We start from the raw sequence: 14,905 nt of genomic DNA on the forward strand, positions 1-14,905 counted from the left end.
GGCAGGGCCGCGCTCCCAAAAAGGCGCGGCCCTGCCGCCCCCCATGAGCCCATGCTGCCTCGGGGCAGGCATCACTGAAATCACTGAAATCGGTGGCAAATACATTCAGTTCATCGTTCCGCGCCACGGCGAACCAACTCAGGAACCACCGAGGTAAGTCCATGGAAGGTTTGGTCGGATCGGGGCCCATCGGTGGCTAAACGCTTCCCATGCGATCATGCCGGGATGGACGCCCCTCTCTCCGTCAAGCGCCTGCTGGAGCAGGTCAAGGCCCGGCTAGAGCCGCCGTTCGCGGCGGTTTGCGTGGTGGGAGAGGTGTCGAACTTCCGGGGGTCGGGGAAGCACTGGTACTTCACGCTGAAGGAAGAAGGCGCGGCGCTTTCCTGCGCGGTGTGGGCCAGCCAGCAGCGGTTCCTCCAGCACAGGCCGGCGGACGGGCAGCGGGTGGTGCTCAAGGGCAGCCTCAACCTCTACGTGGCGGGCGGCACGATCACGCTGGCGGTCACGCACTGCGAGCCCGCGGGCGTGGGTGACCTGCAGGCGCGGCTGCGGGCGCTGGAGGCCGATCTCCGCGCCCAGGGACTCTTTGACCGGCCCAAGCGGCCCCTGCCCCGCTTCCCCAAGAAGCTCGGCATCGTGGCGGCCCTGGGCGGCGCGGCCCTGCGCGATGTGCTGGAGGTGACGAGCCGCCGCGCCCCGGGCATCCACCTGCTCATCGCCCCGGCGGCGGCCCAGGGCGAGCGCTGCGTGCCCGAGATCCTGCTGGCGATCCAGGAGCTTCAGGATCCCCACTGGGGCTGCGAGGCCCTGCTGCTGGTGCGGGGCGGCGGCAGCCTGGAGGACCTCTGGGCCTTCAACGATCCGGAGCTGGTGCGGGCCGTGGCCGATTGCCGCATCCCCGTCATCACCGGCGTGGGCCACGAGATCGACACCACGCTGGTGGACCTGGCCTCGGACCGCCGCGCCGCCACGCCCAGCCAGGCCGCGGAGCTGGCCACGCCGGATCGCGCGGCCCTGGGCGCGGAGCTGCGCCGCCGGGAGGAGGCCCTGGCCGCCAGGACCGCCTGGCGCCTGCGGGGCCTGGAGACCACGCTGAACCTGCTGGTGGACCACGGCCTGCAACGGGCGGAACCGCTGGCCACGGGCGGAACGCGCCTGACCGCCCTGGGCCAGCGGCTGGCCCTGGCCCACCCCAGCCGTGGGCTGGACGCCGCCGGCGCGCGGCTGTCCCTCCTGCGGCATCGCCTGGGCCAGGCGGCGGGCCGCGCCGCGGGCGAGCTGGACCTGCCCCGGGTGCACGAGGCCCGGCGCCGCCTGGTGCCGGCCGTCCTGAGCGCCTGCCAGCGCCGGGACCAGCGCCTGGCCGTGCTGGCGGAGCGGCTGCGGGGCCTGGACCCCGCCGGGCCCCTCCAGCGAGGCTTCGTCTTGGCCCTGGACGCCGAGGGGCGTCCGGTGACCACGGCCCGGGCCCTGCCTGCGGGCGCTGGCCTCCGCCTGCGCTGGCGCGACGGCGAGCGGAAGGCGCGGCTGGACTAGGCGGCTGGATTCGGCGGAGTTCGGCCAGGAAAAGATCTCCACGAAGGGCACGAAGAAGAACGTAAAGGTCACGAAGGCTGGCCCAGCTTCCTGGGGCCAGGACATCCGGGCCTCCGTGTGCGCCCAACGGGCGCTTCTGTGCCTTCCGTGTCCCTGCTTTTCTGGCTGAGGCGCCGATAAGCCGGTAAATGGAGACCACCTTATATGCGCCTCGGGCCGCGTCGCGTGATAACGTAAAAAAAAATCACTGGTGCTCAAATGTCCAATGAAATCGATGCCGAGTCCGCTCCCTCTTCCAAGAGGCGGATTCTGCAGCCCGGCACCATGGTGGGCCGCTTCCGCGTGGAGTCCCTCCTGGGCACCGGAGGCATGGGCGAGGTGTACCGCGTCTGGGATCCCACCCTGGAGCGCAGCGTGGCGCTCAAGGCCCTCCGGACGGGTCCGGACCGCGAGGCCACGGCGCCGGAGCGCTTCCGCCGCGAGGCCCTGGCCCTGGCTCAGCTCAACCACCCGAACGTGTGCCAGGTGCACGACTGGATGGAGAACGCCAACGGCACCTACATCGCCATGGAGCTCATCGAGGGGCGGACCCTGGACCAGGTGGCTCCGGAACTCGACGTGCGGGAGAAGCTCCAGATCGTCAGCGGCGTGGCCCGCGCTCTGGAAGCGGCGCACGCGAAGGGGATCATCCACCGCGACCTGAAGCCCGGGAACATCATGGTGACCCAGGGCCATGGCCATGCAGGGCGGAAGCTCCAGGTGAAGGTCCTCGACTTCGGCCTGGCGAAGCTGGCGGACGCCGTAAAGCCCATTACCGGGGACTACCCCCGCGTCGCCACGCCCTCGGGGGTGCCGCACCTGGGGGCCCTCATGGCGGTGGAGGAGGCGGGGCGGGCCAAGGAGGAGGCTGTGGGCGAAGAGCCCTCCGGCGGCCGCACCTGGGACAAGCTCACCCAGGCGGGAACCTTCATGGGGAGCCCCAGCTACGCATCCCCCGAGCAGATCCAGGGCCAGGCGGCGGGCTCCTCCAGCGACGTGTTCTCCCTCGGCATCCTCGCCTGGGAGCTGCTGTCGGGGGACCATCCCTTTCCCGGCGAGGGGCGCGCGCGGATGGTCGCCATCGTGCAGGGCAGCCACCGGGAGCTGAAGGTCCGCGGCCTGCCTTCGGGGGTGTCGGACCTGCTCTTCTCCATGCTGGAGGCCCACCCCTTCAAGCGCCCCACCGCCGCCCAGGTGGCCCGGCGCCTCGACCATCTGCTCCGGCCCCGAAGCGCCCTGCGCTGGGCCGCCGCCTCCATCTTCGGCGCCCTGGTGCTGGCGCTGGGTTTCAACTGGTTCACTTCCCGGGGGATCATCGCCGACCTCACCCGCCAGCGCCCGGCGCGGCTGGCGGTCCTGCCGTTCACCAATGCCACGGGGGATCCCCGCCTCGACTCCCTGGTGCAGACGGTGCTCCCCGAGCTGATCGAAGGTTCCCTCCACGACCTGCCCCGGCTGACACCCATCGACGTGAGCCACCTGGCCCGGGCTCGCGTGGCCCTGCACCTGTCGCCCAAGGGACCGCTCGGACCCAACGAGGAGGCCAGCCTCGCCGCGGCCCTCGGCGCCCGGCTCATCCTGCGGGGCACCCTCTCCCGGGGTGATGGCGGCGCCCTGGTGCTGGCCTATGAGCTGCGCGACGCCGAAGGGAAGGTGCGCCGGGCGGGCACCGTCTCCGAGAAGGGCTCTCCGTCGGCGACCCCGGTGCCGCTGGCCCGCCGGGTCGTCCTGGATCTCGTGAAGGCCGTGGACCCCTTCTCCTCGACTCCCAAGCTCCTGCTGCCCAACCTGAAAGACGGGGCCCTGGAAGCCTACACCCGGGGCGTGGAGCTGATGGACAAGGGCGCCTTCCGGGAGGCGGCACCGGCCTTCCAGGCCGCCGTCCTGAAGTCCTCCGGCTTCACGCCGGCCGTGCTGGGATACGCCCAGTGCCTCAGCCGCATGGCGGACGCGCCCCCGGAGCCCGTGTTCCACTGGGCGCGCTGGTCCGCCCGGGCCCAGGGCGACCGGGTGCACGAGATGAGAGCCCTCCACCATCTCGCCATCCGCTACGGCGACCGGGGCCAGTGGGAGGCGGCCGACCTCGCCGGGCAGCAGGCCCTGGACCTGGCCCAGGCCATGGGGGAGCTGGGTTTCGAAGCCGGCATCCACGCCACCCTCGGCGTGAACCTCCAGCGCCAGCACAAGTCCGCGGAGGCCGAGGTCGAATACCAGAAGGCCCTGGCCCTGTACCAGCAGGTGGGCGACAAGCTGAACGCCACCCGGTCGCTCAACAACCTGGCGGTGATGGAGAAGGAGCGCGGCCACCTGAAGGATGCGGAGGCCCGCTACCAGAGCGCCCTCCAGACCGTGCAGGCCTACGGCGACCGCTGGGGCGAGTCCTTCATCACCAACAACCTGGGCGATCTCGCCCTCGCCCAGGAGGGCGGCCTGGACCGCGCGGAGGCCTTCTTCCGCAAGGCCCAGGCGCTGCGCCAGTCCATCGGCGACGACAACGGCCTGGTCTACTCCCTCATGGGCCTGGCCAGCGTGGCCCAGGCGCGGGGCGACCTGGACCATGCGGAGATCCTGGAGCGCCAGTGCCTCGAGCAGGCCCGGAAGACCCAGCTCAAGCCCATGGAGGCCACGGCCTTCTACAACCTGGGCGAGATCAACCGCGATGCCGGGCGCTACGACGCGGCGCGCACGTTCTACCGGCAGTCCCTGGCCCTCCATGAGGAGCTGGCGGACACGCTGATGGAGACGCACTGCCTGGCGGCGGAGGCGGAATGCATGGCCCGCGAGGGCCGGCGTGGCATGGCCCGCGCCCTGCTGGACCGGAGCCGCGGCCTCTCCACCGAGGAGACGCCCTACATCCTCCGGGCCCAGGCCTGGCTGGCCCGCGCCGAGGGGCGGCTGGACGAGGCGAAGCTGCTGTTCGCGAAGGCCCTCGGTGGGGCCCGCGTCCAGGCCCCGGAGATCGTGCGGGAGCTGAAGGCGGCGGCCCAGGGCTGAACCGTTCTGATCCGTATTTGAGGCTGGTCAGCGCTTGAGGATCAGCAGCGTGAGGTCGTCCGCCAGGGGCCGCCCCTGGGTGAAGGCCATCACGTCCGCCAGGATGGTGGCTTGCAGGTCCTCGGAAGGGCCGGCCAGCAGGGCTTCCAGGCGGTCCTCGCTGTAGAACGAGGCGTCCGGAGCCTGGGCCTCCGACAGGCCGTCCGTGTGGAAGATCAGGCTGTCGCCGGGTTCCAGGACGCCTTCGCACAGCTCCAGCGAGGCCATGAACCGGGTGGCGCTGAGGCCCACGCCCAGCCCCTTGGGTTGGAGGCGCGCCACGCGGCCGTCCGCGCCGCGCAGGAAGGCCGGGGGATGGCCCGCCCGCACGAACTGGTACTGGCCCGTGCGGGGGTGGAAGGTGCCGTAGGCCAGGGTGAGGAAGAGACGCCGGTCGTGACCCTGGCACCAGATGGCGTTCAGGCGGTCGGCCACCTCCAGCGGGCCCAGGGCCTGCTTGTCCAGGGCGGACAGCACGCCCTTCGTCTCGGCCGCGTAGAAGGCGGCGCTGGTGCCCTTGCCGCTCACGTCGAGGATGAGGAAGGCCAGGCTGCCGTCCGGCAGGGGGAACAGGTCGTAGTAGTCCCCCGCCACCTCGAGGGCGGGCAGGATGGCGGCCCGTACCGAGGGCATCCGCAGGGCCTCCAGGTCCGGCAGCAGCCGCATCTGGACCTCGCGGGCCACGCGCAGCTCCTCCTCCATGCGCAGGCGCTCGTCCCGCTCCGTGGCGGCGGCCTGGAGGCGGCCCGCCATCTCGTTGAAGGCGGCGGAGAGTTGGGCCACCTGGTCGCGGCCCCGGGGCCGGATGCGGGTGGAGAAATCCCCGAGGCTGAGGCGCTTCACGCCGCCATGCAGATCGTTCACCGCGCGGCCCAGGGACCAGGCCAGCACCAGCCCGAGGATCGCCGCCACCGCCTGGGCCATGAGCAGGGCCAGCAGCACCAGGGAGACCACGACGATGGCCTTCACGGTGCCCTCGGACAGCGCCTGCCGGTCGCCGGAGCGGAAGCCGGCGAACAGGGCGTAGAGGTTGGTCTCCGGCGTGGCGGTCAGCACCATGGACCGGCCCGTGGCCCAGTCCACGATGGGGAAGGCCAGGGGCGGTAGGTTGAACGGGGCGAACAGCCCGGAGCCCTGGAGCGCCTGGCCCTTGGTCCAGCTTGCGAGGGTCTCCCGCTGGCCCACGAGGATGGGCGCCTCTGTGTCCCTCCGCCGGCCGCCGGCCTTGATCTGCAGCTTCTCGTCGCGCGCCCGGCCTTCCCGCCGGGGGGTGAGCTGGAACACCACCTGGCCCCCCGCCAAGGCCTGGGCCCGGTCGCCCAGCACGCCCAGGTTGAGCGACAGGATGCGGTAGCCGCCCGCCTCCTTGCGCACGGCCCGCAGGTAGGTGTCCTTCCGGCCCGCTTCGGCATCCGCGCCATCTTTCGCATCGTGGCTGTCCGCCCAGACCATGCCCACGAAGGCGGCATCCACGCCCTCGGGCAACTGGCGCACGTGCTCCACCCAGGCGCCGCCGTAGGTTCGGAGGGCCTGGAGGGCCGCCGCGTCGGAGGCTTCGCCGTTGGCGCTCCGCAGGGCCTCCTCCCAAGCCGCCAGGGTCTGCTGGGTGGAGCGGCTCACCTGCGCGCCGAGGCCCAGCCAGCCCAGGGCCATGAGCATCACGGCCATGGCCACGACGGGGAGCACGGACATGAGCGCGAGGATCACCCAGAGCCGCCGGGAGACCCGGAACAGCAGCCGGTCCCAGATCCAGCGCAGGGCCCGGCCCAGCAGGACCAGGGCCCCGATCCAGGCCAGGAAGGCCGCGCAACCCGAGTCCACGGGCTTCAGGGCCAGGGGCAGCCCGAGGACCACCAGCACCCAGGGCCAGTGGCGGCGGAATCGGAAGGCGGCCCAGCCGCGGCGTATCAGGTCCCTGGCGCGCTGGAGCATGGCGGCCTCAGGCCATCAGCATCCCGCCGTTCACGCTGAGGACCTGGCCCGTGATGTAGCCCGCCTCGTCGCTGGCGAGAAAGGCCACAGAAGCGGCGATGTCGTCGGCGGTGCCCATGCGGCCCAGGGGGATCTGCTTGGTGAACTCGGCCTTCACCTCGTCGGGCAGGCCCGCGGTCATGGCGGTCTCGATGTAGCCGGGCGTCACGGCGTTCGCCGTCACGTTGCGGCTGGCCAGCTCCCGGGCCACGGACTTGGTGAGGCCGATGAGGCCCGCCTTGGCGGCCACGTAGTTCGCCTGGCCCGGGTTGCCCATCTGGCCCACCACGGAGGCGATGTTGATGATGCGGCCCCAGCGCTGCTTCATCATGGGCTTGGTGGCGGCCTGGATGGCGGTCCAGGCGCCCTTGAGGTTGGTGTCGATCACCGCGTCCCAGTCCTCCTCCTTCATCTGGATGAGCAGCTTGTCGCGGGTGATGCCGGCGTTGTTCACCAGGATGTGGATGGCGCCGTGCCGCTCCACCGTCGTGGCGACCGCGGCACGCACGGAGGTGCCGTCCGAGAGGTCGGCCACCACCACATCGGCCTTGCCGCCCGCGGCAGTGATGGCGTCCGCCACTTCCTGGAGCTTCCTCAGCGTGCGCGCCGCACACACCACCGTGGCGCCCTGGGCGGCGAGGCGCTTCGCGATGGCTTCGCCGATGCCCTGGCTGGCACCGGTGACGAGGGCGACCTTGCCCTGAAGGCTGAACATGGGACCTCCGAACGGATGAAGGTCCAGTCTAGCCGCGCGGCATCCCGGACGTTCAGGCCTCCGGACTGGCCTCGAAGCTGGCCCCAGTGTTGGCCTCGGGGCTGGCCGTCACGAGCACCACTCCCACCTCGCTCTGGCCCGTCTCCGGGAGCTTCAGCATGATCTTGGGGTTGAAGTCGGAACCATGGAGGCGCACCTCCAGGCGGGTGGTCCCGGGTTCGATCCGCGTGGTGCCCTCGAGCGTCTCGCCGCCCCGGCCCTCCATCTGGCAGAGGCGGTGGCCCGGCCGGCCCCCCGCGCCCTGGAGGCTGGCGCGCATGAACCGGGGCCAGAGGGTCTTGAGGCGGACCCGCACCGTCTGGGCATCCAGCCGCTCGACCTGCACCACGGCGCCCTGGCCCTGCCGGGCGTCCACATGGGCCTGGAGCCGCGATGCGGCGGCGTCCCACGACTCGGTGGCGAAGGCGGCCCGGGCCGCGGACAGGACGATCACCAGCGAAAGGAGCCGGATAGGAAACATGGAAAACCTCGGAGATCTTTTCCTATGATGAAGCGACTTCCAGCTCCGTTCCAAGGCTATTTCAGTCCCTCCAACCAGCGGGCCACCGGCCCCAGGTCTGCCAGGGGCGTGCCGTCCCCGTAGGCGGAGGCGGCCGACCGGCCATCGAGCGAGGCTCGGGGGCGGGTCTCGCGCTTCAGCAGGTGGTTCGCCTCCGGCAGCTCGATGACCGTGCCCTTGAAGCCCGGCGGCACGGCGTCAGGCCGCCAGGTTTGCACGTCGCGGTCGCCCCAAGCCACGGCGCAGGGCACGGGCAGGCGCTGGGCCAGGGCCCAGGGATCCAGGTCGAGGGTGTCGCGGACGAAGCCCCGGCTTTCCGGCTGGGCCAGCACCCGGGCCAGGCGCAGGACGCCCGGAGCGACCTGGGGGCCCGCCTCGGGCAGGGGCTTGTCCTGGCGGATCGAGGCCTCCGCCACCTCCAGGTAGCCGAGGTTCGCCTGGGCCACCTCCGCGGGCGCCCCGGCGGCGTCCAGCTGCGCCTTGACCTGGGCCAGGATCACGCGCCCCATGCTGAGGCCGGGCATGGCCAGCAGCAGGGCGGCGTCCGCCTCCCCGCCCGTCAGCAGGGCGAGCAGCGCCCCTTCGCTGTGGCCCACCAGCAGGAGCTTCTTCCCCCTCGCTTCCGGCAGCGCGCGGGCGGCCTGCAGGGCGGCCCTGAGGTCTCCCACCTGGGCGTCCAGGGAGATGTCGAGCTTCGGATCCTTCGAGCCGATGAACCGCTTGTCGTAGCGCAGGGAGCCGATGCCCTGCCCCTGCAGCCAGGCCGCGAGGTCGCGGCCGCCATGGCTGGGCACGGGGATCAGGGGATTGGACCAGTCGCGGTCCGTGGGCCCGGAGCCGGCCACCATCACCGCGAAGTAGCGGTGCGCCCCACCGGCCCTGACGCTGCCCTTCAGGGGGAAGGCGTTGAAGCCGGGGAAGGTGATCTCGCGATCCGCTGGGACAGGAACTGGAACTGGTGCTGGGGCGGGAGCCGGGACCGCCTGGGAGAACGCCGCGAGCGCCGTGAGGGGAAGGCAGGGCCAGGCAGGGTTCATGAGGTCTCCAGGGTCGCGGGCGCCCCTCGGTCCAGGGTAGACGAAGCGTGGGCCCATTCCTTCAATGGGCCCGCGGGGATGAAGGTTCGCTGGGGATCACTTCCCTTTCAGGCGCCCCACCGGCAGCAGGACGAGCACCTTCTCCTCCGGGCCCAGGCCCATAGCCGCGCCCACCGAGGCCAGGTCCACCCCGGAAGCCACGCCGGCCCCGAGGCCGAGGGCCGCGGCCTGCAGCAGCAGGGCCTGGGACGCCGCGCCCGCCTCCCAGAAGGTGTAGTCCATCCTGGGCGCCGGCTCGCGCGAGGAGATCTTCAGGGGCTTTCCCGTGACCACGAAGACCGCGGGCGCCCTGACGATCCAGGGCTGCATGGCGCGGATGGGGCCGAGTAGGGCCGCCACGCCCTTGGGCCCTGAGCTCATGAACCCATGCGCGCCCGGCTGATAGCGGTAGGTGCCGGCTCCCAAGGTGGGGCTTCCCTCGGTGACGAGGTACAGGCCCAGCGGATAGCTCGCATGGGCGCTCGGCACCGTGCGCCGCCCCGGGCGGTTCTCGCCCTGGGCGCTCCAGGCCAGCTGGGAGGCCTCCGCCAGGGAGAGGGCCGGACCCGCCAGTGCACGTGTGGTGCGTCGTTCCCGGAGGGCGGCGTCCAGCGGGACGGTGCCCGCCACGGGCGGGGGCAGCGCCAGGAGCCCGCCGGGACCGGGCGCTGGCGTGGCTTGTGGGTTGAGGGGACCGCCGCCAAGCAGGGCGCCGACCAGGGCGGCAGGCAGGATCCGTTTGAGCAAGGGTGCGCGAACCATGGCGACCTCCTGCGAAGGCCTCCATTGTCCTCTCGGCGGGTGGGGAATGGGGAGGACGAGGTTCGTTTTCCGTCACTCGGTGATGGCGAGCCTCAGCCTAATCAAAGGATTCAAAACCCTCCACGAAGAACACGAATGGAGAAAGGAAAGGCCACGAAGGGATGCCCGCGATGGGGCGAGTTCCATTCGTGCCCTTCGTGCACCCGCAGGGTGCTTTCGTGCTCTTCGTGGACATCTTTGTTGGCTGAAGCTCGCCAAAAACCGAATTTCGTTATTTTTTTGAGCCTGTTTTTAACCATTACTCAATTGATAACAAGACACAAAAACAGAACTTTCCAATCTAGACCACCTTCCTTCGAGAGGCCCGCGGGCGGCCAGGGCGGTTGACGGAAGCTCGCGAGGTCTCCAAGATTGCTGCTCTGGCAGTAATTGCTTAGGCACCCAATCAGGACATCGCCATGCCTGTCGAACCCGAGAAGACCGAGCCGCTGTACACCCCCGAGAACTACCAGCCGGAGGAAAGCCTGGGGCGCCTGATCGCGGACGTCTCGCGGCGGATCCTCACCGGCTTCGACGAGGAGATGGCCAGCCAGGGCATGGGCATCACCGGAGCCCAGTGGGTCATCCTCATGCGCATCGCCCGGGGCTGCGCGTCCACGGCCGCCGAGCTCTGCCGCTTCGGCCACTGCGACACCGGCTCCATGACCCGCATGCTGGACCGCCTGGAGGAGAAGGGCCTCATCCGCCGGGTGCCCAGCAGCAAGGACCGGCGCATCACCCTCCTCGAGCTGACGGAAGCGGGCCACGACCTGCTGCCCCACCTGCCCCCGGTGGCCATCAAGGTGCTGAACGCGCACCTGAAGGGCTTCTCCCGGGAGGAGCTGGACCAGCTCAAGGGATTCCTGAACCGGATCCGGGCCAACAGCGAGCTGCCTTCATGACCGACCCACGCGATGTTTCGAGACAGATGGAGGTTCGCATGTCCCGCACCAGTTCCCGGGCCCGCTCCCGGGCCTTTGGCGCCCCTCGTGTCCCCGGCCGGGGTCGAGCGCTCTCCCTCGCCCTGCTGACCGCGGGCGCCGCCTGGGCCCAGGTTCCTCCTTCCGCCACCTCCGCCACGGCCGCGGCTGTCAACGCCTACCCCGCCGTGCAGCTCACGCTGGCCCAGGCCCTCAAGACCGCCCTGGAGCAGAATCCGCGGCTGCAGCAGTCGCTCCTGACCATCGCCGAAAGCGGAGATGACCGCCGGGCCGCCGCCGCGGCCCTCATGCCCCAGGTGAGCGCCCAGGCCTTCGGCCAGCGTAACAAGTACAACCTGGACGCGCTGATGGGCATTCCGCAGCCCGGCGGGCCCGAAGTGGTGGGTCCCTTCAACTGGGGCCAGGTGGGCGTGGAGGCCCAGGTCTCCCTGTTCGACCTCAGCCTCTGGAAGAAGTGGCGGGCCTCCCGCCATGCGGAGGACGCCGCCCGCGCCCAGGGCCGCACCGTGCGCGAGGAGATCGCCGCCCTGGTGGTGGGCCAGTACCTGCACGCGCTCCGCGCCGCCGCCTCCGTGAAGGCGGGGGAATCGCGCGTGGAACTGGCGGAAGCCCTGGCCAAGCTGGCCGAGAACCAGCAGAAGCAGGGTGTGGGCACCAAGCTCGACACGCTGCGGTCCCAGGTGCAATTGCAGACCGAGCGCCAGCGCCTCATCCAGGCCCAGACCCAGCGCACCACCGCCCTGGCCGGCCTGGGCCGGCTGCTGGACCTGAAACCCGGAACCCGTATCGAGCTGGCCGACACCCTCTCGGCACCCGCCCTGCCCACGGGCGGCTTCGAGGCGGCCTACCAGGCCGGCCTGACCCAGCGCCCGGAGCTCGCGGCCCTCGATGCCCGCGAAAAAGCCGCCGAGAACCTGCGCCAGGCCGCCCAGGGCCTGCGCCTGCCCACCCTCGTGGCCAGCGGGACTTACGGCACCACGAGTCTCCAGTCTGAATCCTGGGCCCACACCTATCAGATCTCACTGGGCCTCCGGGTGCCACTCTTCACGGGCGGCCTGGTGTCCTCCCATGTGTCCCGCGCCAAGTCCGAGCAGGCCCGCGTGCAGGAAGCCCGCCGCGAGGTGCGCGCCCAGGTGGGATACGAAGTCCAGGTGGCGCAGGCCGAGCTGGAGGCCGCGACCCACGAGGTGGAGGTCGCCAACCTCGCCGTGAGTCTCTCCACCGAGGCCCTCACCCAGGCCCGGCACCGCTTCGAGGCCGGCGTGAGCAACAACATCGAAGTGATCAACGCCCAGGACGAGCTGGCCCGCGCGAACGACAACCAGATCAACGCCCTCTACCGCCTCAACCAGTCCCGCGTGGACCTGGCCCGCGCCACCGGCCAGCTTGAGCAGACCTTCGCCCGCTGATGGAGACACCCATGAACCAAGATGCTTCCCCCGTGACGGAAACCCCCAGCGGCGCCGCTGCCGCCGGCATCTCCAAGGCCATGCGGGCCCTCTTCATCGGCACGCCCATCGTGCTCCTCGTCGGCGGCGGGCTGTGGCTCTACTCCCGCAACCGCATGAGCACCGACGACGCGCAGGTGGACGGCCACCTGGTGCCGGTCTCCTGCCGCGTCTACGGCACCGTGGACAAGGTGCTGGTGGAGGACAACCAGGCCGTGAAGGCCGGCGACCCCCTGGTGGCCGTGGACCCCCGCGACATCCAGGCCCGGCTCGACCAGGCCAGGGCCGCGCTGGCCCAGGCCAAGGCCCAGGTCGAAGGCGCCAGGGCCGATCTGGAGCGGGCCCAGGTGGCCTTCCAGCAGGCCAAGGGCTCGGACCTGGAGACGGCCAAGGCCAACCTGGATTCCAAGAAGGCCAGTCTCGACAAGGCGAAGATGGACGTCCAGCGCATGAAGCCCCTGGCGGAACGCGAGGAGATCTCCGCCCAGCAGTTCGACGGCATCCGCACCCAGGCCGAGGTGGCCGACGGCGACTGGCGCGCCGCCCAGCAGAAGCTAGGCTCCCTGCAGCGCGAGGCGGACATCCGCCGCGTGGCCGTGGGCGCCGCCGAGGCCCGCCTGGCCTCGGCCCAGGCCCAGGTGGAGCAGGCCCGCGCCAGCCAGGAGGGACTGGAGCTGCAGCTCGGCTACACGAAGATCCTCGCGCCGGTGGACGGCGTGGTGACCCGCAAGTTCGTGGAGGCCGGACAGACCATCCAGCCGGGCCAGGGCCTGATGACGCTGATCCCGCTGCATCAGACCTGGGTGACGGCCAACTTCAAGGAGACCCAGCTCGCGAAGATGAAGCCCGGCCAGGAGGCCGAGGTCAAGGTGGACATGAACGGCGTGGTGCTCAAGGGCCACGTGGATTCCATCGCCGGCTCCACCGGCTCGCGCATGAGCCTGCTGCCCCCCGAGAACGCCGTGGGCAACTTCGTGAAGGTCGTCCAGCGCATCCCCGTGAAGATCCACATCGACGAGTCCGAAGCCCAGAAGGTCGTCCTGCGCCCCGGCATGAATGTCGAGGCCACGGTGATCGTGAAATAAAAAGCCATCTCACCACCGAGAACGCAGAGGAATGCCCTGTTGTCTCCGCATTCTCGGCGTTCTCCGCGGTTGGCGTTTTCTCTCTCCCTTTGACTTGATGCTTCACCATCGTTGAGTAGATCCGAATGACCGGACACCGCCGCATCAACCCCTGGATCATCGCCCTCACGGTGATGATCGCGACCTTCATGGAGGTCCTCGACACCAGCGTGGCGAACGTGGCGCTCCCGCATATCGCGGGGGACCTGTCGGCCACGGTGGAGGAGACCACCTGGGTGCTGACCTCGTACCTGGTGGCCAACGCCGTGGTGCTGCCCCTGGGCGGCTACTTCTCCAGCCTCATGGGCCGCAAGCGGTTCTACCTCACCTGCGTGACCACCTTCACCGTAGCCTCGCTGCTCTGCGGCATCGCGCCCTCGCTGGGCTGGCTCATCTTCTTCCGGGTGCTCCAGGGCCTCGGCGGCGGCGGCCTGCAGCCCATCTCCCAGGCCATCCTCGTGGAGACCTTCCCCCACGAGAAGCGCGGCGCGGCCATGGCCGTCTACGGCATGGGCGTGGTGCTGGCGCCCATCATCGGGCCGGTGCTGGGCGGCTGGATCACCGACAACTTCAGCTGGCACTGGATTTTCCTCATCAACATCCCCGTGGGCTTCCTGTCCTTCACGCTCACCAGCGCCCTGGTGCAGGATCCCCCGACCTTCCACCGCATCTCGCTCAAGGAGGGCGCGAAGTTCGACTACTTCGGCATCGGCGTCCTCACCCTGGGCCTGGCCTCGCTGGAGATCGTGCTGGACGAGGGCCAGCGCAAGGACTGGTTCTCCTCGAACTTCATCGTCTTCTTCGCCATCATCGCCGCGGTGGCCCTGGTGTTCGCCGTCCTCTACGAGCTGCGCAAGACGCGGCCCATCGTGGACTTCCGGCTGATGAAGGACCGCACGTTCGCCGTGTCCATCCTCATGCTCTTCGTGCTGGGCTTCGTGCTCTACGGCAGCCTGGCCCTGCTGCCCATCTTCCTCCAGACCCTGCTGGGCTACACGGCCCTGCTGAGCGGCTGGGTGCTGAGCCCCGGCGGCCTGGCCATCATGCTGATGATGCCGGTGGTAGCCATGCTGCTGAAGAAGGTGGACACCCGCTGGCTCATCGGCATCGGGTTCTTCACCTGCGGCCTGGGCCTCATCCAGATGGCGGGCTTCAACCTCCAGGTGGACTTCCGCACGGCCATGTGGTCGCGCGTGGTGCAGAGCCTCGGCTTCGCCTTCCTCTTCATCCCCATCAACGTCTCCGCCTTCCAGCACATCCCGCATGAGAAGACGGCCTACGCCACGGGCCTCATGAACCTGGTGCGCAACATTGGCGGCAGCACGGGCATCGCCCTGGCCACCACCATGCTGGCCCGCCGATCCCAGGTGCATCAGGCGAACCTCATCGGCCACCTGTCGCCCGGGAACCCGGCCTACCAGGGCTTCCTGGACCGCACCGCCCAGCTGGGCGTCCTGCGCGGGGGGCTGTCGCCGACCGACGCGGCCCACATGGCCCAGGGCGCCGCCTATGGCACCGTGGTGAAGCAGTCCACCATGATGGCCTTCGCGGACACCTTCTGGTTCATGGGCATCCTCTGCTTCTGCCTCTTCCCCCTGCTCTTCCTCATGCGGCGGAGCCTCGCCACCGGCGACATGCCGCTGGAGTGAGCGGATACCATGG

The 14,905-nt window shown here is 70.3% G+C and carries 12 protein-coding genes; 6 read left to right on the top strand and 6 right to left on the bottom strand.

Annotation, left to right across the window (positions count from 1 at the left end):
- The coding region (locus MLE64_RS12625) for a hypothetical protein (protein WP_243318121.1) at window positions 1–190 on the bottom strand (190 nt) is incomplete at its 3' end.
- 35 nt (window positions 191–225) lie between these two features.
- Here MLE64_RS12625 and xseA point away from each other — a divergent pair.
- Window positions 226–1,536, top strand: coding sequence for an exodeoxyribonuclease VII large subunit (gene xseA, locus MLE64_RS12630; protein ID WP_243318123.1), 1,311 nt, complete (start codon window positions 226–228; stop codon window positions 1,534–1,536).
- A 258-nt stretch (window positions 1,537–1,794) separates the two neighbouring features.
- On the top strand, window positions 1,795–4,569 hold the full coding sequence (locus MLE64_RS12635; protein ID WP_243318126.1) for a protein kinase domain-containing protein: 2,775 nt from the start codon (window positions 1,795–1,797) through the stop codon (window positions 4,567–4,569).
- Window positions 4,570–4,596: 27 nt separating this feature from the next.
- Here the strand turns inward: MLE64_RS12635 and MLE64_RS12640 are convergent, their stop codons facing one another.
- The 5 genes from MLE64_RS12640 to MLE64_RS12660 all read right to left on the bottom strand — a co-directional run bounded on the left by MLE64_RS12640 (window position 4,597) and on the right by MLE64_RS12660 (window position 9,691).
- Window positions 4,597–6,540, bottom strand: a complete 1,944-nt coding sequence (locus MLE64_RS12640) for a PP2C family protein-serine/threonine phosphatase (RefSeq protein ID WP_243318128.1) — start codon at window positions 6,538–6,540, stop codon at window positions 4,597–4,599.
- Between the two features lie 7 nt (window positions 6,541–6,547).
- Window positions 6,548–7,294 (bottom strand): 3-oxoacyl-[acyl-carrier-protein] reductase, encoded by a 747-nt coding sequence (gene fabG / locus MLE64_RS12645; RefSeq protein ID WP_243318130.1) that lies wholly within the window; start codon window positions 7,292–7,294, stop codon window positions 6,548–6,550.
- 52 nt (window positions 7,295–7,346) lie between these two features.
- Window positions 7,347–7,814, bottom strand: coding sequence for a hypothetical protein (locus MLE64_RS12650; RefSeq protein WP_243318132.1), 468 nt, complete (start codon window positions 7,812–7,814; stop codon window positions 7,347–7,349).
- Window positions 7,815–7,870: 56 nt separating this feature from the next.
- Window positions 7,871–8,890: an alpha/beta fold hydrolase gene (locus MLE64_RS12655; protein ID WP_243318134.1), complete on the bottom strand. Its 1,020-nt coding sequence runs from the start codon at window positions 8,888–8,890 to the stop codon at window positions 7,871–7,873.
- Between the two features lie 96 nt (window positions 8,891–8,986).
- A complete protein-coding gene (locus MLE64_RS12660) occupies window positions 8,987–9,691 on the bottom strand; it encodes a nitroreductase family protein (protein WP_243318136.1) in 705 nt (234 codons plus the stop codon).
- A gap of 458 nt (window positions 9,692–10,149) precedes the next feature.
- Here MLE64_RS12660 and MLE64_RS12665 point away from each other — a divergent pair, with 458 nt between their 5' ends.
- The 4 genes from MLE64_RS12665 to MLE64_RS12680 all read left to right on the top strand — a co-directional run bounded on the left by MLE64_RS12665 (window position 10,150) and on the right by MLE64_RS12680 (window position 14,892).
- Window positions 10,150–10,632, top strand: coding sequence for a MarR family winged helix-turn-helix transcriptional regulator (locus MLE64_RS12665; RefSeq protein WP_243294200.1), 483 nt, complete (start codon window positions 10,150–10,152; stop codon window positions 10,630–10,632).
- A gap of 38 nt (window positions 10,633–10,670) precedes the next feature.
- Window positions 10,671–12,080, top strand: coding sequence for a TolC family protein (locus MLE64_RS12670; protein WP_243318139.1), 1,410 nt, complete (start codon window positions 10,671–10,673; stop codon window positions 12,078–12,080).
- Window positions 12,081–12,091: 11 nt separating this feature from the next.
- The gene (locus tag MLE64_RS12675; protein WP_243318141.1) at window positions 12,092–13,204 is read left to right on the top strand and encodes an HlyD family secretion protein; all 1,113 of its coding nucleotides are present in this window, start codon (window positions 12,092–12,094) and stop codon (window positions 13,202–13,204) included.
- Between the two features lie 125 nt (window positions 13,205–13,329).
- A complete protein-coding gene (locus tag MLE64_RS12680) occupies window positions 13,330–14,892 on the top strand; it encodes a DHA2 family efflux MFS transporter permease subunit (RefSeq protein ID WP_243318143.1) in 1,563 nt (520 codons plus the stop codon).
- Window positions 14,893–14,905 lie beyond the last annotated feature (13 nt).

Origin of the sequence: Geothrix paludis, assembly GCF_022808815.1 — a bacterium.
Classification (GTDB): Bacteria; Acidobacteriota; Holophagae; order Holophagales; family Holophagaceae; genus Geothrix; species Geothrix paludis.